Here is an 18,711-nt window from a genome sequence, read left to right as displayed (position 1 = left end):
TATAAAAACGGCCATGAGTCAGAAATACCTCATTCGCATTGCAGAACTGGAAAGCCAGCTCCGTCAGAAAGACCAGCAACTGAGTCTGGTTGAAGAGACGAAGACCTTCCTGCGCTCTGCACTGGCACGTGCCGAAGAAAAGATCGAAGAAGATGAACGGGAAATAGAACATCTGCGGGCTCAGATAGAAAAACTGCGCCGGATGCTGTTCGGTACCTGTTCTGAAAAACTGCGTCGTGAAGTTGAACAGGCTGAGGCCCTGCTGAAACAACGCGAACAGGACAGCGATCGTTACAGTGGGCGGGAAGACGATCCACAGGTTCCCCGCCAGTTGCGGCAGTCGCGCCATCGTCGTCCGTTCCCGGCACACCTTCCCCGTGAAATACACCGTCTGGAGTCTGAAGAAAGCTGTTGCCCGGAGTGTGGCGGTGAGCTGGATTATCTGGGGGAAGTCAGTGCAGAACAACTGGAACTGGTGAGCAGCGCTCTGAAAGTGATCCGCACAGAACGGGTAAAAAAAGCCTGTACAAAATGTGACTGCATCGTTGAAGCACCGGCGCCGTCCCGCCGCGATAGAGCGTGGTATCGCGGGCCCCGGATTACTTGCCCGCGTGTTTACGGGAAAATACTGCGAACACCTGCCACTGTATCGTCAGAGTGAAATCTTTGCCCGACAGGGTGTCGAACTGAGCCGTGCATTACTCTCCAACTGGGTTGACGCGTGCTGCCAGTTAATGACGCCGCTGAATGATGCCCTGTATCGTTATGTGATGAATACCCGCAAGCTTCACACTGACGACACACCGGTAAAGGTACTGGCACCGGGCCTGAAAAAGACGAAAACAGGGCGCATCTGGACGTATGTCCGGGATGATCGCAATGCGGGTTCGTCATCTCCTCCGGCGGTCTGGTTCGCGTACTCACCGAACAGGCAGGGGAAACACCCGGAGCAACACCTCCGCCCCTTCCGGGGTATCCTGCAGGCGGATGCGTTCACAGGTTACGACAGGCTGTTCAGTGCAGAACGCGAAGGTGGTGCGCTGACAGAAGTTGCGTGCTGTGCTCATGCCCGGAGAAAAATCCACGATGTATACATCAGCAGCAAAAGTGCGATGGCAGAAGAAGCCCTGAAGCGAATCAGTGAACTGTACGCCATCGAGGATGAAATACGGGGATTACCAGAGTCAGAGCGTCTTGCAGTCAGGCAGCAGCGAAGCAAAGCGTTACTGACGTCGCTGCATGAATGGATGGTGGAGAAGAATGGCACGCTGTCGAAAAAATCCAGACTGGGCGAAGCGTTCAGCTATGTACTGAATCAGTGGGACGCCCTCTGTTATTACCGTGATGACGGTCTGGCGGAGGCGGACAATAACACAGCGGAAAGAGCGCTTCGTGCAGTCTGTCTCGGAAAGAAAAATTCTTATGACCTTTGTCAAATATTAAGCCCAAAAAGACCTTACGCAGCTCCGGGAGCTTCGTTATATCGCGGATTAAAGAACCTGAAACAGTCAGACTGTATCTTGGATTTTACAAACTCTTATTCGGGGATTTTAGCCCCATGACGATTTACGCAGTGAGCTGGCCTCTTTCTACGTGCAGGTATTAGCGCATTCTGGCTTCCCTGAATTCTTTTACGAGGATCACTCATTCCGTGTCTGACTGCTTCAGGGTTTAATTTTGCTTCTGCTGACTGAATGATGATTGGGCAGCAAGTGCAATATCCCACATAAATCCAGTCAACTCACGAGCCACCGCCGTAATGGCTACTTGTGATTTTTTCCCTTTTGCTGTCAGACTTCGGTAACGAGAACACAATCGTTGTTGAGCTTTCCATGCAATATCTTTGGAATATTGTGTTACAGAGTCCGGTCGGTAATATATAAGCCATGCCCCAACTTTTGCAGGTGTACGATAAGACCAGGCGGCTTCGTAAAGCAGACGTCTCAGTTCGCTGTTTCCAACTTTTGTTATTCCTCTGGGACGAATACTGTTTCCACTGGAATATTCACCTGGCACCAGTCCCAGAAAAGCCATGAGCTGTTTGGGATTGGAAAATCGCGAAAAATCACCCAGTTCAGCAACCAGAGTTATTGCAATTAGCTGACCAACACCTTTAAGAGCCTGCAACTGGCAGACCAGATTGCACAGAGACCACTCAGGTAACAGGCGAGATATTTCCTGGTCGAGTTGAAGTATGCGATCTTCAATCTGCTCCAGACTTTGACAATAGTGTTGAAAAGCAATCTGTTGAGATGGCTGACTAAATGATTGATTAGCTAACCAGGTTCGATGTTTTCCTGTCCAGTGCTTTCCTGCATAATGTTTGTCTGTTCGCAATAGCATGCTCAGAATTCGCTGTCGGGCAACTCTGCTGTCTCGTTTAGCTGCTGCACGGGCTCTGATTAGATCCCGCATAGCTTCATGAGTCAGGTCAGGGATCCAGACAGGGGTAAGTTCTCCAGCCCGCAGTAACCTGGCGAGAGAAATTGCGTCCCGATGATCATTTTTGATTCTGTCTGTCGGTGATTTTGGTATGCGGGAAGGGGCAATAACCTGGCATTTTATATTCATCGCTGTGAGTTGATGATATAGCCCAAAACCACAGGGGCCAGCCTCATAGCAGGAAAGAATGTTTCCGTAAAGTCCCTGCAATTTCTGAAATAATCGACGTACAGCCTGGGCTTCGTTGTTAATCGTACCATAATAACGAACTTCGCCAAGCCGTTCAGGTGCAGCAATAGCAACCGCCAACGTTTCTTTATGCACATCCAGCCCGACGTAAGCCGCAATATTTTCCGAATGCATGATGACCTCCTCTGGAATATCCCACCAATGCTATAGTGAGTATATAAAGGTCATATCATCTACGTGTTCTTCGGTAGCGATCACGGCGGCGAGCGTGGAGCACTGCTGTACGGGCTGATCGGCACCTGCCGTCTGAACGGTATCGATCCGGAAGCGTATCTGCGCCATATTCTGAGCGTACTGCCGGAATGGCCCTCCAACCGTGTTGACGAACTCCTGCCATGGAACGTAGTTCTCACCAATAAATAAGCGTCAATACGGTGCTCCGTTGACGCTTACTATTGTTCTGCAGCTAAATAGCTGCGCGGAATAGTAGATCACTTTGAGGGAACTCAGCCCGGATTGTGCGATCTGATCAATCGCCAAATCAAAACAAATCACCAACCGGACTGAGCAATGCCGATCATAGCACCAATTTCCCGTGACGAACGACGCCTGATGCAGAAAGCCATCCATAAAACACACGATAAAAATTATGCCCGCAGACTGACTGCCATGCTGATGCTGCACCGGGGCGACCGTGTCAGCGACGTTGCCAGAACGCTCTGCTGCGCCCGTTCCTCTGTTGGACGCTGGATTAACTGGTTCACGCAGTCGGGTGTTGAGGGACTGAAATCATTACCTGCCGGGCGTGCCCGTCGCTGGCCGTTTGAGCATATCTGCACACTGTTACGTGAGCTGGTAAAACATTCTCCCGGCGACTTTGGCTACCAGCGTTCACGCTGGAGTACAGAACTGCTGGCAATAAAAATCAATGAGATAACCGGTTGCCAGTTAAATGCCGGAACCGTTCGCCGCTGGTTGCCGTCTGCGGGGATTGTGTGGCGAAGGGCTGCGCCAACTCTGCGTATCCGTGACCCGCATAAAGATGAAAAGATGGCAGCAATCCATAAAGCACTGGACGAATGCTGCGCAGAGCATCCGGTCTTTTATGAAGATGAAGTGGATATCCATCTTAATCCCAAAATCGGTGCGGACTGGCAACTGCGCGGACAGCAAAAACGGGTGGTCACGCCGGGACAGGTAAAGCCAGCTATGTGGGCGGCAACAGCAAAAGTTCGGCGCTGTTCATCAGCCTGCTGAAACGGCTTAAAGCGACATACCGTCGGGCGAAAACCATCACGCTGATCGTGGACAACTACATTATCCACAAAAGCCGGGAAACACAGAGCTGGCTGAAGGAGAACCCGAAGTTCAGGGTCATTTATCAGCCGGTTTACTCGCCATGGGTGAATCATGTTGAACGGCTATGGCAGGCACTTCACGACACAATAACGCGTAATCATCAGTGCCGCTCAATGTGGCAACTGTTGAAAAAAGTTCGCCATTTTATGGAAACCGTTAGCCCATTCCCCGGAGGCAAACATGGGCTGGCAAAAGTGTAGCGGTATTAAGCGCAGCTATTTAGGCAATCAGAATTTCCAGCGCCGTTTCCGTGATTAATGATGTCATGTCGTTCCTAGTTACCAGTCGAAAGTGGGCAGGCCCGGCAGACATCCTGCACTGGCAGCCAGATGAATGAGACCGACGCCATAACACCGGATGAGAGTGACAACCAGACGACGGAACGTTTTTGACAGGCCAAGACGTTTAAGCCGCAGAACCGGATACGACCACGCATCAGTACGTAACAGATAACCGGTACCTGTAAAATGAATCCATTCTGATTCGCCGAAGTCATTCGTCTGATGTGACAGTGAGTACAGCCAGGCGTTGTCCTTTTCCGTGATATGTGCGGTACTGCAACGAACGTATGTCGGTAAGGGCAGTAAACGGTGGTGGAGAGTCGGTTGTCTGCTGTTCGGGAGCATCCACCACGCGGAGTGAATAACCGTTTTCAGCGACCTTATTATTCAACTCAGCGGGGTCAATACCATCGACGTCAACGACAATTCGCCCCATGTTCAGTGCCTGCACGTTAACGCTGTCTGCTTCGAGCGTCAGAGTCAGTTTCATCGTTTCGCCTCCGAATGTTCACCCCGGATGATGTCGTTCACCATTCTGTAGTTGCTGCGGGTCATCAGGCCGGTTGCCCGGCGGGCCCGGAGGATATCAATACTGTTTATTAACTGAGAACGGGTACAAGCGCTGAATCCTGGCTGGTCGGTACGTACCAGTGCGTATTTTTCAACGAGAAAGTTCACCGCATCGCACAGTGAAATGCCTGCCTCAATATGCTGCTCAATCACACGTTCATCAGCGAACGGTGTGTCATTCAGTGTGAGGCCGTAATGCTGGTCCAACAGTTGGGTGAGCAGTGTCTGCCAGATGGTGACGGGAGACGGGCAGCGCGATGCCTCCCGTACGTGTGTGTCAGGTAATGTTTTCATCTTAAGTTCTCTGTAACTGGTAGTGCTAAAGGTGAGATATTCGGGGTTATGAGGTGGTTGCGGGTGCCAGTGTCGGATAAACAGCCATATAAACGTAACCACAGCTGCCGAGGGTGTCGGCTTCGCAGGTCAGCCCTCTGGCATACAGCGTGACGGTATGCTGATGGCGGGGATTCAGTTCACCGATGGTGAGCATGAGTTCCAGTTGTTTCATCAGCAGTGGAAAAGCCTGGTCCAGATGGTATGCATCCGCGTCGCTGAACTGCCCTCTGATACCGGCGCGGTCGGCAAGGTAATGCAACTGATTGCCCTCCTGCACCAGACGTGCCCCGAAACAGGGCGTCACGGTGCAGGGTAGCCCCCACCAGGGGCGGTCGTTGTTGTCGTCGGGATAATTTGTTTCATGGAGCGTGTCTGACACGATAAAGTCCTCACAGAAAATCGGTGAATGATAGTTTAACGATGACAGGTCAGCCGGCGTGGAGACCGGCTTCGGTGAAGGTGTATTCGTTGATGAGCAGGGCCTCATCCACAGCGGCGTCTGAGGTCAGCCAGTCGTACTCGTTTTCCAGCTGGCGGTACAGCCAGAAGGCCAGGTCGCGCAGGGCTTCGCTGACAGCGGCTTCCGCATCGGCTGTCAGTGCCTGACCAGTCGGACTGTTCCGGGTGACGGTGATATCCATGCTGTACGGATGGCAGTAACGTCCCCGGTGACTGATTTCAGCCTGTAACTGCCAGAAGTTACGCTTCTGTACCGCCTGCAGGGCATCCGCGATACGATGAAGCTCACGGTCCTGAGGGGCATATTCCCTGATTTTCCGGGGTGTCGCTGGCTGCCAGTGCCAGCGCCCTTCAAAACAGGCTCCGTCCCCCTGGCTGCAGAATCCGCTGAACCAGATGCACGGCTCTTCCATAAACCTGCCGTTGCTGAGCCGGAAAACGCGCTGGCGGAGGTCAATTCCGAAAATGCCACAGACCTCCCTGAAGTCCTCATACACGTTTTCATACCAGTTGCTGTCAGCATGATGCTGACGGTACCAGTCGCGGGCTTTTTCCTGTGCGGTGGAGGATAGCTCATGCAGTGTATACACGGTGGTGGTGATAATTCTGCTCATCAGAATGCCCTTACTGACTCAGTTCAGAGTGACGCTCATCAGCCGGACATACGGGCCAAAACTGTCCTTACGGCGTTCAGCAAACACGGCCAGCACACCGGGAATATCCTGCACTTCACGACCGGTATACGTTTCAGTGCTGCCGTGCCAGCGGTATTTGCCGGTACAGAACGGAAAAAGACGGGATGCAGGATGCTGTTGGTGAATACGCATGGCTTCACCACGGGTGATGATTTTCATAATGGGATACCTCTGAAGACAGAAGATAAAAGTGAAAACAGGTGTGATGTGGTTGTGACGGGTTAAAGCAGACCATGTTCGGCAAAGGAGAAAACCTGGCTGCCACCGACTATCAGATGGTCCGGCACCCGGATATCCACCAGGCCCAGTGCCTGTACCAGACGTTCCGTGATAAGCCGGTCTGCCTTGCTGGGTGTGACTTCACCGGACGGGTGATTATGTGCCAGCACCACGGCTGCGGCATTGTGATACAGGGCGCGTTTAATCACTTCCCGGGGATGGACTTCCGTGCGGTTGATGGTGCCGGTGAAGAGGGTTTCACCGGCAATCAGCTGATTCTGGTTATTCAGATACAGCACCCGGAACTCTTCACGCTCCAGTCCCGCCATGTTCAGAATCAGCCATTCCCGTGCCGCACGGGTGGAGGTGAAGGCCACGCCGGGTTCATGAAGATGGCGGTCCAGGGTTTTCAGGGCCCGCAGAATGAGGCTGCGCTCTCTGGTTGTCATTTCTCCGGGCAGAAAGGAAAGCTGCTGCATTGTCCCTGCCTCCATTCAGTCGATGATGCGCATAATGGCGCTGCATTCCGGATGCTGCAGGGCGTAATCCCGCAGACGGTAATAATGAACCGTCATGGCATAACACTCCGTACGGCAGGCGTGATGACTGTACGTCATCAGACAGGCGGCAATGCCGGCGGCTTCCGGGCTCATTTCAGCGCGGTTACCGTTCATGGCATTGAACAGTACCCATGTTTCGTCATCATCGTCATCCGGTTCAGGGGCCATAAATGCCCCGCCGTTGTTCAGGGTGTACAGATTCCAGATACCACCGCAGTAGTTTTCGCACAGACGGTCCATCCAGCCGAAGACACGGGGCTCCAGGGTCACCCACTGTGGAATGAGGCCAAAATGCTGCGGCCAGAAGCTGATGCGCTGTTCATCAGGGACTATGGTGGCAACCAGTTGTTGCAGGCCAGTCTCCGGTGCACAGGCCGAAGAGGTGGTGTTCTGAGACAATGTTTTCATGTATGAAATCCTTGTAATGTGAATAAATGAGAGGGAGTAAAGGTCGGGAGCTGGCAACATCACGTTCATCACTGACCGTGATGACCCGGTAATATCAGGGATGAATGATATTCGGCTGAAATTCCGGACAGCCGTACGCGTAACCGTTCCGGTCACAGACGGATGGCCAGATGCCATTGCCTGTATACTCAGTCTGCACAGACTGATTTCTCCGGGACGGTAAAGCAGACGGGTACACCAGGCGCACAGGTCATCATCAGAAATGGAACGACACCCCGGCAGCGCCTCCGGGGCGTCGGGTGATTCTGGTGCCTGAATCACGCCTTCAGGGACATGCTGCATCAGCGCTGGCTCTCCAGCAGCGTTTCTGCCATTACCCACAATGCGCGGTTGAGCTTAATATCGGTGTCGATGCTGTGAATGGCACGGGTGTGGATACGTTTTCCTTTTGCACTGCGACCGGAAATCCCGCCTTTCAGCATATTCTCCTGGATGGTCTGATAAGTACTCCACAGGTCCTTACCGTAATCCTCCCGGCGTCGTGGCGTCAGAATGTCGGCGGTGGTGACGGGCCGATGTTCGTCACCATAACGGTAAGTCAGTGCCGCCTGTGCCAGCGCCTGGCGTGCCGGTGGCGGCAGAATCAGCGACTGCATGGCATCACGCATCTCCTCTATCCGGTCAAACACGCCCACCACCTCGTAAGCCCCTTCAATGACTCTGTCCACCACATTTCCCCGGTGCGGAACACGCACTTCCCCCAGAGACTGACCACAGACGCATCCGTTCTGGCAGACGAACCTGAAGTAACCCGGCAGCATCTGGTAGCTGGAGGTACCGTCATGAGAGTTGAGCAGAATAATTTCAGGGACATGTTCTCCGTTTATCTCTCCGTTACGGCGCAGGCGCAGCATGTGTTTTGTGTATCCCCGGCGGCCCGGGTCGCGCACACAGGTCTGGCAGGCGAAGAATGGCTGAAAGCCTTCCCGCTGCAGGCTTTCCAGTACGGTGATGGTGGGGATGTACGTATAGTTCTGGCTTCGGGACGTGTGTTTCTCTTCCCCGAAAATCCCCGGCACATGGTGCATCAGCTCTTCATGTGTCAGTGGACGGTCACGGCGTATCTGGTTCGCAGCATAACCAAAACAACTGGCTAATCGCATACTTTGCTCCTTATCGGTGGTTAAGATTTACTGGTGTAATAAATGAAAAAGCCACGTCTCCCGGAGAAGACGCAGCCTGATGGGTGAAATGAATGACGTTTATTGTCTTAGAGGACCGTCACTGGCGAGCCGCGTATTAAGCACCTTTCCGGCATCGGGTTCAGAATTCCGGCAGCGCCAGCGTCGCTGACCTTCCGCGTTGCGGATAACCCAACGGAAATGCATTCCCGGGTCATCCTGGATAAACACATTGCGGTAAGCTGTTATGACAGCAACCTCCTGTTCGCGTAAGAAAGGGGCTTCGGAAAATAAGAGTAATGTACAGCCCCTCATGTGTTTTCACCTGAAAATAAAAAGCCCCAGCCATAATGGCAGGAGCGAATTTACTATTGATTTTAATAATGCGCAGATAAGACGCATAATTCCTTTAATAGTTTTGTTCGTTATGGATTATTCGAGTGGATAGTCGCGATAGTGCCAGTATTTACCATCAACATAAAAGGTCACCTTACCGCGACGTTTACCCTCCCTATAAAACGTATCGAAATTCCAGGTAACATTCTTGCCAGTTGAATAGCTGCCACCAACGACAACATCACCAACCATTATTGCATGAACAACCACGCCATAAGCGTTAAGTCTGCCTTTACCATTGGGGGAATTGAAAGGGATTCGGACAACGCTTGCTGCACCCCAGGGGTCAGTTTGTTCAACAAAGCAGAGACCTTTAAAGCGTAAACGTGCATTACATGGGAACTGGTTACGGTTTTGCGCGAACTCCACATATTCCGGGAACGGTGCACGACCTTTCTCAGGACGCTTTACTAATGCGGCGTCGCTATCAGGTACGATAGTCATGAACAGGAAAGCAACAAAGAACGTTAAAATGTGTCGGTGTTTCATGATAAAAATCCTTCTTAAATTATTCGATACCACGGCTTACGGAATACGACCGATTAATTCGGCGTTATGGCAGAAATCCATGGTCGTATAATTATCCGCGGCCAGTAGATGAATGCTGGCAGACATGACTTCTGGCGGTTCGCAAGCGATGTCCATTAAACGTGGACAGGCTTTGGCTTTTTATCGCTAATAACTAGCCCAGTGCAGGTATCCCCCTGCATCAGTTTATACACTTCGTGTTTACTGAAGCTATATATTAACACCGGTGACTCGTCCGGGTTAATAATTACAGATTCTTCAGTTGGTTCGCAGTGACGGATATCCGAACCACCGAGTGCATAAGTGTCGGTGATGCCAATTTCACAGAAAAGAATGATAGTATAAAGTATAGTTTTGATTTTCATTTCACTCACAGTTGCGAAAAGGTTGAATACTTACAGCTCCATTCTGGCAAGATATTGTTTGAAATCTTCTTGCGCTTTCATTAGATCACGACGTTCGGACTTATTCATTCTGCTGAGGATCGCATCATTCACACATTGCGCAGGCAGGCGGAGTAAGACATGAGTCTTATGTTTTTGTCTGATCTCTTTTACTTTACGATCCGATTCACCAACACCATGAGTATCGAGCACCCCGGTTCGAAAGAACTCGTCAAGTTCGTTACTTTGCGCAAGGTATTGAGTATCGACAAAGACGTAGTGACACGAGTTTTTGTTCTCAGCCCAATACCCGATCTGAATATCAGACCATAAGGCGTCCTTGTTGTTTAGCAAGTAGAAAGTCCTGGTTTCGTTGTCAGCGACGAAAATTATGCTGCTGTTTTTACTACGGTAAATCGTGTATCTGTTACCCGGATAATTCGCAATTTCTTCGGCCTTATAGAGGAGACTGTTTAAATATTCTTTTTTATACCCGGTTTCGTTTTTCCAGCCTGCTTTTTCTTTGTAAAACCATACTCCCTGCGGAAAACCGGTGATATCCTCTTCAAACTGACCCAGCGATTCGGCAGTCGCGGTGATGGAAATGAGTAAACCGATAACCAGAATTAAAAAATGTTTCATTTCATGCACTCCTTAAATAAATCGAGGGCCAGGAAGTCCCCCTCTCCTGTAATCGTTATTCGTACCAGGTATTCCAGCACGACTGGATAAAGTTATTATCCATCACTTTCTTAACGTTTTTGGCAGACGGGTTAAACGTCGCAACTTTCTTCTCGTTTATGTACAGTTCAAACCCGGTTGCAGTGCTTATTGCTTTTACAAAGCTAACCCAGGCGTTATCGTTCATACGGGTACCGTCAGGAACCACACCCCAGAATTCTTCACCGTCAATAACGAAACTAATATTTTTTTCTTCCGAGTTTGCGACCACCTTATCTCCTTTGTAAATATAGATTGTGTGCGCCAGCACATTGTTTTCGTTGGGGTTACCTGTGCAACTGATATTGATACCCCACTTACCGTTATCAATACTGAACTCAGTAACGCCCATCGTGAAGCCACTGCCCCACATATTTGGAATAGCGTGTGCTACAGATACGGTCACAGTTAAAACTACAGCCAGGAAAATATTTGACAGTCTCATAATTTTCTCCCCAAAATTAAATAAATCAATCTTAACCATCGTCCGGGTAATATATATCTGAAAATATTTTCAATAACACCAGCCAGGAAAAACACCACCACAGGCGGTGGCGTTTCTTTGGGGCGTCTTTATTTAATCCGGGCCATCGCGTTTCTCAGTGCCAAATCTGCCTCTTCCGTTTTCTCCAGACTTTTCTGCAACACCGCCTCTGACCGGGTCAGTGCCTGACGCGCCTCCAGTGGTTTCCGGATATGCTCCATCGCCAGCATCGTGTCTTCATAGCCCTGCTGACGCCAGGTGTCGATATGTGCCGATGTAAAACTGAGCAGACCGCCACTTTTGCCTTCTTCCCCTGTTTGTTTCAGCTTTTTCCGGGGACGGATTTCAAGGATTGTGGTGTCCGGAAAAGCCCGGCGATCCCATAAAGAACCGTCACTCAGATGCGACACAATCACCATATTGCATCCGGCATCCACCAGTGGCGTCACAGGGGTATTCCCCTGCATATTTTGCCATCCGCCCATACCACCATCACCGTACATTTTTCCCTGTACCTCACGGGGACGGAACAGCAGGGGCAGTGCTGCTGACGCCAGTAAGGCTTCTTTCTGCTGCCCGTGGGGCAGGCTCTGGATATGCTGAAAAACGGAGTTTTTTGTAGTTCCGGTACCCAGTTCAGCACGAATGCAGTCGATAATATCCTGCATTCCCCCTTCCGTGGGGTACAGCGACACATACAACGGTAGCCCGTCAGCCAGATCATCAGTATCAAGATAATGATCCATCAGCACTGTCAGGGGCCCATCTGACAACAACGGCTGAGTCATCAGATTGTCAAACCTGTTGATTGTCGATATATGGTGAAGAAGCGTCGTAAGCAGTGCGCCCGCACGTCCGGGGAGCTGGCAGAGGTTCATGGCCGGGAGCAGTTTTTTCAGCAATGAAAAGTAAACCAATCTGTTTACCGACAGCACCTGATTATTCCCCAGATGATCCCAGAGCGCCTCCAGGCGTACGGCAGCTTCTGACAGATCGGGAGAGGCCGCGATAATGGCACCATTGAATGCGCCAATGCTGGCCCCTGAAACCATGCTGATCTGTGTACCACACTCTGCCAGTGCCTTAACCACTCCCGCCTGATAAGCGCCCACCGCCCCGCCACCGGACAGCACCAGCCCCGTTTTCATTTCTGTACTCATGCAGCCCCCTTCTGAAATATTTCATCGACCATACTTTCAGAGAGGCGTTCTGCAGAGCAGAGGCGAGGCATGCGAACCGGTAAGTGTTCTGCAGCCTGCGTGGTTGACCAGATCACCGGATGCTGCTCTTCACTGCACCAGTCTCCCAGCCAGTTAATCGCGTCATGCCACTCGTTATCTGCCTGCTCCCGGCCCTGACCACCAAGCCAGTCCAGAGTGTTCAGACGCACGGTTGCACTACCGCCACTCTCCTGTGCCATCTGCGTTAATGCTTTATGTCTGAGAATATCCAGTAGCTGGTTAACCTGGCCTGTTTCGCCCTGACGTATCACATCACCAAACGCGCCCCAGCGAAGCTCTTCAAGTGCCACATAACAACGTCCGGCAGGGGAAAATGACGCGTATCGCCCGGCGCTCCACCATGAGAATATCTGCTCAAGATGTAACTGCGCCCGCTGAACCTGGTCAACACGGTGGAGTTTTTCTTCAAGATGATTCAGTTTATGGTGAACCTGATCGGCCAGGATGAGTAACTGCTCCCGTGTATCTGCGGAATAATGCGCCAGCCTGGCAGTATCACTGACCAGTGAACTGACCCTGTCGTTTACCCGGGTAATCGCGTAGTTTGTGGTGGCAAGTGACGTTGTCAGCTCCGTCAGCCAGCGCAGGGACGCCTCAACGCCCTGTGCAAGCGAAGCATTGATGGCATTCTGCCGTGCAGCGCCTTCGCCGGTCAGTCCCTCTTTTAAACGCCGGAAGAACGTGCGCTCTCTGGCCGTGCGGATATGCTCCTGTGCAACATCGATTCCGTTTGCGAAATCAACCACAAATTTTTCAGGAAGACAGGTGAGTACCTGACATACCCGGTTATCAGCAATTTGTTGAATAAATGGTGAAGTCACAGCATTGTCTCCAGCTCTTCCCTCAGCGCCTTACTGTCAGTAATGAGCTCAGGAACCCTTTCATTTAATGCCTGAAGTCTCCCGGTAAGCCGTTCCTGTGCCTGCTGATCGCGTTTATGATCTTCAGAGCTCTGAATCAGCGTGTTACGCAGTTGTTCAACTTTCTCCCTGAATGCGCAGAAAAAGGCATCGATTTCCTGGCGGACGGGCTGGTTAATATCCTGCTCAATGGATGCCTGCAGCTCCCCGAAATATGCCCGGGTCAGTGACATAACTTCCTCTCTGACCTTGTTGATATTGATCACGCTGCGACTCACATCCTCGTCATAGTTTTCCCAGCCCAGGTCACTGGTGCCAAACCATCGACAAACGGTTCCCCATACGCCACTCTGCCGACGGCGACGGGTGACGGTCTCCGTTCTTTCCTCCATAAGCGCACTCAGATTTGTTTTTACCGCGAGCCGGGTCTGTAACTGACTGACTGCCGGAAAACTGATTTTTACGGTAAAGCCCTCATCCTCCAGGCGGGCATTGATGCGACCGGCAATGTTTTCTGTGGCGTACAGGGCCGTGCCACGAAAACCTGTTTCAATCCCGCTGACGATTTTCTCCAGCTCAGGCCGGAACTGTGCTTCAGCCTCACGGTGCAGGCTGGTCACAGTTGACTCAATTTCCTCTATATATTCAATTGCTTCCCTGCGATTATTTAGTGTTATCTCGGGGTTTTCCGGGTCAAAGTCTCGTTTCCTGTAATCTTCCCAGCCCGGGTTGTTGATACCGGACCATTGAGAAATCTTTCCCCATAATCCGGACCGGGACCTTCGTTGTTCTGCGTCTTCTTCCTCCAACATTTGCTGTTCTTTGCGTTTACCAGTTCTGAAATAGTCATTCAGCTCCTCTTCCAGTGAGGTGCAGACCCCCGTCAGTAATTCCCGGGTTCTGGCATCGATCTCCTCCATGGCCATTCTGACATCAGCGGTCACCTGCTCCTGACAGTCCGCGATTTTCCGGATATCCGCAAGCAGGCTGGTGATATTCGCCTGCAGTGACTGAATGCTTTGCTGCAGCCCCTGATGGCGTAATGACAGATATTCGCTGACATTTTCTGCATTCTGCATCAGTTTTGCGGCAGCAGAATCAACCGCCAGTGCCGCCGCTCTGGAGTGTGAACTCAGTATGACTTCCGTTATCAGTTGATCGATAAGTGAGCCTTCCCACAGGTCTGTCGCCCCTTCAGTTGCCAGTTCGCTGTCTTTACAGACGTAATCTTTTTTCATGCGACCGAAGGCTTCCCTGACAAAATCATCGACCCAGGCTTCATCAACAGGAAGGGTTCCGTTTTTCCGTAACTCATGAAGCGCACGGTTAGCCAGGTATGCCTGGCGTGAGGATCCGGGATAAACGCGGGAGGCGGGCAGCACATCGCTGTTCAGCATTGCCGGAACTTTCTGGCGTACGGCATCTGCCCCATCGCCATTGCGGTCTTTCTCATCAAATTTATTGACCAGTACAAACAGGCGGCCGGCTGATACGTCAGCAATGGCATTAAGCTCTTTACGGACGTCTTCATCCGCTTTTGAGTTCATCTGGGTGTAATCCATCACAGCCAGAACCGCAGAGGCTTTCTGCAGTTGATCCCGCATCATCACTTCCATCTGCGGTTGTCCGGCCTCATTAGGGCCGGGGGTATCCAGCAGTGTGAGTGTTCCCTGGCATGCATCCATCCCCACCAGATGGCTGAATTCCACGTCGATCACCGGCAGTTTCTGCACTTCTGCGTATTCATCAAAAGGAAATTCAGTCCCCATTGCCGCAGCAAGACGAACCAGATCGTTTAACGATGCCAGTCCGGTAAAGATTTCCTCCTCCCCGTGGTATTCATTTTTGAGCCAGCCATCATCCGTCAGAATATCCAGCAGTTCGCGGGTATCCCCGGTTTGCTGCAGGGTCTGTGCGACCTGCTGTCCTGCCGGGGTGGCGAGTTTTTCCTGCAGTGTGATTAATAAATTGCGGACAGGCTGAATATGTTCCAGATGGAGAACCGGCTCAGTTTTTCCGGGAACGTGGCGGATGAGCGTCGGTACAGAGGTCATGGGGCGGTTACGGTTAGGCAGAATTTCCTGCCCCACAATGGCGTTGATGGTGGTTGATTTGCCTGCTTTCATCGTGCCGACAACAGCCAGCACCATCTCCCTGCGGGCGGTTTTGATTTGTTCGCCCTCCAGCTCCTCAATTCTTTTCAGTGCTTTCTGTTTATCAAAAAGCAGTCTGTTTTCGTTCTTACTGTCAGATAACACATCTGGCTCCTCAACCATTTGCCGGAGCAGATTAATGTTCAGTTGCAAAAGTCGGTCGGCTTCATCACAAAGCAGGGCGATGTTCTTTTCGTGCATTATTTAACCTTCCTGAGACGCATTTTCATGACAACCACGGAGGAGGTCATTTACTACAAACGATCGTTTATAACGATCGATATGATAGTAACGATCGATGTATTCTATTAACTTGGGAAGCACAACGCAAGGGGACACCCCGGGTATGGCTGCGTTTGCATAGTGTTTTCATGGAGTTAAAAATCTGTAACAACAGCCTGGTACATCACCACCGGGTTCAGAAGAAAATCCAGTTCCATACCGCGCGGGCAACAGAGACCACCGTGTCACGAACTGCGCGCAGGGCCGTACGGACAACAGAGGCAACACAGACACTCTCCGCCGTGTCAAATATCCGGTCCACCGCACCGGTAAACTGTTCACGGGTCTGAGTGCGGACAGACTCCGTGCGCAGTTCGTCCTGCAGGCGTGTCATCAGAGGGATGGCGGCATGTCCGGGAAGCGCTGTCATGAGTGCACTGACCGGGGTGACCTCCCCCTGAAACAGTGCATTACAGAGTGAGGATTTACCGGCCCCGCTTTTACCCATAATGCCAGGCACGGGTTCGTGGCTGGTGAGTTTGCGCAGATGTTCCAGGATGTGACGGGAAAGTGAGTAAGGCAGGGAGGAGAGCGGTTTTTCAATTGCCTCAATGGCATCAGACGGATTCATACATGTATTCCCGGTGAAAAAAGACAAAACCCCGCGCACCGGAAAGGTGGCGGGGGGATTCACGGAGATAATATCTGCCTGAAATTATTTGGAATGCAGGTATATGTGGCTGATTTGTATCAGCTAATGAGTACAGGTCTGAATCTAATCTGACAGTCCGCTCTGTGCCAGGAGCGGACTGTCCAACCCATCCCTGAAGAGCCTAGATTATGTATGGTAATTCAGTCATCAAAATAACGTTGGTCACCATCACAAAATTCACATCCTCGGATATGGCTCAGTTCAGGAACGCTATCGCTCAGGTGACCGCAACAACCACATACATGAAGCTCGGTGTAATAGATGAAACACTGAGTGCAAAGATAGCCGTCTCCAAATTTACATACGCTTTCAGGAGTCATGCAATTGGTACATCCAGCAGGAAATACGGAGAGTAGCTGTTCATCCACACTGTGGAACAACTCCTCATCCAGCAGTTTATACCTATCCGAAGTGTAGTCGCAGTGTTCGCATTCAAAATCACTATCTCCCTCAGGTAGCAATTGAGGTATTTCGCAGTCTGGACAAACTAGGGTAATTTGCCTTACAGCACTGGTGCAAACCTTACACCGCGTAACTTCAAGCTTACGGTTTTCATTACCGGTCGTTTCAGTCCCTGTTACCGTCGCATGCTGATGGCACTCATTGCAGTTACCGATTTGAATATTCTTTTCAGAGAGCTGCTCGAGTTCAGGCTTAACCTGTTTAAACCGCACCTCGGCATAAAATTTGTTTCCCCTAATCAGACGAGTTTCACCGAAAGCCAGCTTCCAATTATGTTTGACACCGAAGATAACTTTCCATTCATCCCTTAATAACCGGTTCAGGGCAAACCAGGCGTCAGCTTGTTCTTTGAGTATTTGACGTTGTTCAGCCTCGGTGAAAGTGGGGTGGTAGAAATGAACTACGCGGTTGCGGTGCTTTCTGACCTTATCAAAAGCACTGTCCGTTTCTCTGTCTAGGGGTCTTTCAAGTACGTCCTTAAGCCTTTCACGGGTTTCTTCGTAGGTCACCGACTGAAAATCACCGGCTAGGTAAGCCTGCTTTTTTATTGGCTTTTTCGGGCTGCAGACCAACGACCAGTGTTCGTGCGCCAGCGGAACTTTCAGTAAAATCTCGACCGCAGTCCAGAAACTGACGACGGAGAACTTCGGCTTCGAGGCCTCCAACTCTTCACGGGCTTTATCCAGAAAATCCAGACCATTGTTGATCAGCGCCTGCACATCCTGACTGAGTTCACGGGGGGCGGGAGTATCGGGTGCAGTATCGTCAACATCGAACATCATTATCTCCTTTAATCAGCTTCCACCACGCAGTTGCTACAGCGCGTTAGTTGTATCCAGTGTAAACTGGACTTGGTAGCTGGCAGCCACATCGAGCGCAAAAAACCGTAAATTAACTTCTGTAGACTCGTACTTTTCGTGACCCATGCGTACCCGCAGGATCTTCGGGTGCACGTGACCATAAAGCAGGTGCCTACCAAAGCTGTGGCGATTCAGATCCCTAAACTGATGGGGTCCCAAAAAGTATGCCATAGCAAGTGTAAGTATCCCTAAAATCTGCACTATTCTCTTTTTATAAATCCTCTGACATGTGAATTAGATTGCCCTAAAGTGAGCTTCCGCGCCTCGCTCATAAGGACAACCATACTCAAATCTCCCACATTGCAGGAGATTTGAGTATGAACACGTCACCGTGGAACAAAGACCGTATCATAGGCCAAAAAAGACCACTTCAGATATCTCATATCTGGGGTATCCGAATCCGACTTGAACTGGAAGGTAAAACACGCGATTTAGCTCTGTTCAACATGGCCTTGGACAGTAAGCTTCGAGGCTGTGATCTAGTCAAACTCAAAGTATCTGATGTTGCATATGGTAGCTCTGTTTCAAGCAGAGCTACGGTTCTACAACAGAAAACCGGCAGCCCTGTCCAATTTGAGATAACCAAAGGGACAAGAGAAGCTGTTTCTGCATTGATAAAGCTTGGCAATTTACGCAGTAAAGACTATTTGTTCCGATCTCGGGTCGGTACTAACCAACACATATCAACCCGGCAATACAACCGAATTTTTCATGGGTGGGTAGCAAAACTTGGTCTCGAAGATTCGCTTTACAGTACACATTCCTTGAGAAGAACAAAACCTTACCTGATTTACAAGAAAACTAAGAATCTCAGGGTGATCCAACTTCTGTTAGGCCATAAGAAACTGGAAAGCACAGTCCGTTATCTGGGCATTGAAGTCGATGATGCGTTAGAGATCTCTGAATCGATTGAAGTCTAAGGTTGCCAGGGCTGCAACAGCAGTCCTGTGCCAGATGCGGACGTTGCTCTATTCATGTAAGATTAATAGAA

General features: G+C 50.7%; 18 protein-coding genes and 4 pseudogenes. 4 read left to right on the top strand and 18 right to left on the bottom strand.

Translation table 11 applies throughout. The annotated features are described in order from the left end of the window. Positions 1 to 13 precede the first annotated feature (13 nt). A pseudogene (gene tnpC / locus HBM92_RS19355) lies at positions 14 to 1,418 on the top strand (IS66 family transposase); the annotation flags it as partial. Between the two features lie 253 nt (positions 1,419 to 1,671). Here tnpC and HBM92_RS19350 read toward each other — a convergent pair. Beyond that, on the bottom strand, positions 1,672 to 2,805 hold the full coding sequence (locus HBM92_RS19350) for an IS110-like element ISEc45 family transposase (RefSeq protein ID WP_000555401.1): 1,134 nt from the start codon (positions 2,803 to 2,805) through the stop codon (positions 1,672 to 1,674). 60 nt (positions 2,806 to 2,865) lie between these two features. Between HBM92_RS19350 and HBM92_RS19345 the strand changes: the two are divergent. Together HBM92_RS19345 and HBM92_RS19340 are read left to right on the top strand one after the other, a co-directional pair. Then, positions 2,866 to 3,054, top strand: a pseudogene (locus HBM92_RS19345) (IS66 family transposase); the annotation flags it as partial. Positions 3,055 to 3,201: 147 nt separating this feature from the next. Next, positions 3,202 to 4,190, top strand: a pseudogene (locus HBM92_RS19340) (IS630 family transposase). A 78-nt stretch (positions 4,191 to 4,268) separates the two neighbouring features. Here the strand turns inward: HBM92_RS19340 and HBM92_RS19335 are convergent. The 17 genes and pseudogenes from HBM92_RS19335 to HBM92_RS19255 form a co-directional block, all read right to left on the bottom strand. Continuing rightward, positions 4,269 to 4,761 (bottom strand): annotated as a pseudogene (locus tag HBM92_RS19335) (DUF5983 family protein). Further along, positions 4,758 to 5,135, bottom strand: coding sequence for a TA system toxin CbtA family protein (locus tag HBM92_RS19330; RefSeq protein ID WP_000854730.1), 378 nt, complete (start codon positions 5,133 to 5,135; stop codon positions 4,758 to 4,760). The pseudogene HBM92_RS19335 and the gene HBM92_RS19330 overlap by 4 nt, the downstream one beginning before the upstream one ends. A gap of 46 nt (positions 5,136 to 5,181) precedes the next feature. Further along, entirely contained in the window at positions 5,182 to 5,556 is a 375-nt protein-coding gene (locus HBM92_RS19325; protein ID WP_001285481.1) for a type IV toxin-antitoxin system YeeU family antitoxin, read from the bottom strand. Between the two features lie 49 nt (positions 5,557 to 5,605). After that, positions 5,606 to 6,250: a hypothetical protein gene (locus HBM92_RS19320; protein ID WP_000086761.1), complete on the bottom strand. Its 645-nt coding sequence runs from the start codon at positions 6,248 to 6,250 to the stop codon at positions 5,606 to 5,608. Between the two features lie 18 nt (positions 6,251 to 6,268). After that, entirely contained in the window at positions 6,269 to 6,490 is a 222-nt protein-coding gene (locus HBM92_RS19315; protein ID WP_000692315.1) for a DUF987 domain-containing protein, read from the bottom strand. 62 nt (positions 6,491 to 6,552) lie between these two features. Continuing rightward, positions 6,553 to 7,029, bottom strand: a complete 477-nt coding sequence (locus tag HBM92_RS19310; protein ID WP_001313574.1) for a RadC family protein — start codon at positions 7,027 to 7,029, stop codon at positions 6,553 to 6,555. A 15-nt stretch (positions 7,030 to 7,044) separates the two neighbouring features. Continuing rightward, positions 7,045 to 7,518, bottom strand: a complete 474-nt coding sequence (locus HBM92_RS19305; RefSeq protein ID WP_001313575.1) for an antirestriction protein — start codon at positions 7,516 to 7,518, stop codon at positions 7,045 to 7,047. A gap of 341 nt (positions 7,519 to 7,859) precedes the next feature. Continuing rightward, positions 7,860 to 8,681 (bottom strand): DUF932 domain-containing protein, encoded by an 822-nt coding sequence (locus HBM92_RS19300; RefSeq protein WP_001234359.1) that lies wholly within the window; start codon positions 8,679 to 8,681, stop codon positions 7,860 to 7,862. Positions 8,682 to 8,780: 99 nt separating this feature from the next. Next, a complete protein-coding gene (locus tag HBM92_RS19295; protein WP_001213776.1) occupies positions 8,781 to 9,014 on the bottom strand; it encodes a DUF905 family protein in 234 nt (77 codons plus the stop codon). A gap of 117 nt (positions 9,015 to 9,131) precedes the next feature. Beyond that, positions 9,132 to 9,584: a hypothetical protein gene (locus HBM92_RS19290; protein WP_000682723.1), complete on the bottom strand. Its 453-nt coding sequence runs from the start codon at positions 9,582 to 9,584 to the stop codon at positions 9,132 to 9,134. A gap of 434 nt (positions 9,585 to 10,018) precedes the next feature. Next, on the bottom strand, positions 10,019 to 10,648 hold the full coding sequence (locus HBM92_RS19285) for a hypothetical protein (protein ID WP_000680181.1): 630 nt from the start codon (positions 10,646 to 10,648) through the stop codon (positions 10,019 to 10,021). 55 nt (positions 10,649 to 10,703) lie between these two features. Beyond that, positions 10,704 to 11,171, bottom strand: coding sequence for a hypothetical protein (locus HBM92_RS19280; protein ID WP_001239911.1), 468 nt, complete (start codon positions 11,169 to 11,171; stop codon positions 10,704 to 10,706). A 128-nt stretch (positions 11,172 to 11,299) separates the two neighbouring features. Further along, positions 11,300 to 12,370 carry a patatin-like phospholipase family protein gene (locus tag HBM92_RS19275; RefSeq protein WP_000102646.1) on the bottom strand — a complete coding sequence of 357 codons (1,071 nt, stop codon included), beginning with the start codon at positions 12,368 to 12,370 and terminating at the stop codon, positions 11,300 to 11,302. Next, on the bottom strand, positions 12,367 to 13,272 hold the full coding sequence (locus tag HBM92_RS19270; protein ID WP_000203555.1) for a diguanylate cyclase regulator RdcB family protein: 906 nt from the start codon (positions 13,270 to 13,272) through the stop codon (positions 12,367 to 12,369). The genes HBM92_RS19275 and HBM92_RS19270 overlap by 4 nt, the downstream gene beginning before the upstream one ends. After that, the gene (locus HBM92_RS19265) at positions 13,269 to 15,665 is read right to left on the bottom strand and encodes a dynamin family protein (RefSeq protein WP_000544741.1); all 2,397 of its coding nucleotides are present in this window, start codon (positions 15,663 to 15,665) and stop codon (positions 13,269 to 13,271) included. Before HBM92_RS19265 ends, HBM92_RS19270 begins: the two co-directional genes overlap by 4 nt. A 217-nt stretch (positions 15,666 to 15,882) precedes the next feature. Further along, entirely contained in the window at positions 15,883 to 16,317 is a 435-nt protein-coding gene (locus tag HBM92_RS19260; RefSeq protein ID WP_001069809.1) for a hypothetical protein, read from the bottom strand. A 221-nt stretch (positions 16,318 to 16,538) separates the two neighbouring features. After that, the gene (locus HBM92_RS19255; RefSeq protein ID WP_001313577.1) at positions 16,539 to 17,639 is read right to left on the bottom strand and encodes a hypothetical protein; all 1,101 of its coding nucleotides are present in this window, start codon (positions 17,637 to 17,639) and stop codon (positions 16,539 to 16,541) included. 398 nt (positions 17,640 to 18,037) lie between these two features. Here HBM92_RS19255 and HBM92_RS19250 point away from each other — a divergent pair, with 398 nt between their 5' ends. Continuing rightward, a complete protein-coding gene (locus HBM92_RS19250) occupies positions 18,038 to 18,640 on the top strand; it encodes a site-specific integrase (protein ID WP_001305361.1) in 603 nt (200 codons plus the stop codon). The last annotated feature ends 71 nt before the right edge of the window (positions 18,641 to 18,711 follow it).

Source organism: Escherichia sp. E.sYA108 (assembly GCF_011754335.1).
Classification (GTDB): Bacteria; Pseudomonadota; Gammaproteobacteria; order Enterobacterales; family Enterobacteriaceae; genus Escherichia; species Escherichia coli.
This window is presented reverse-complemented; position numbering and strand designations above follow the sequence as displayed.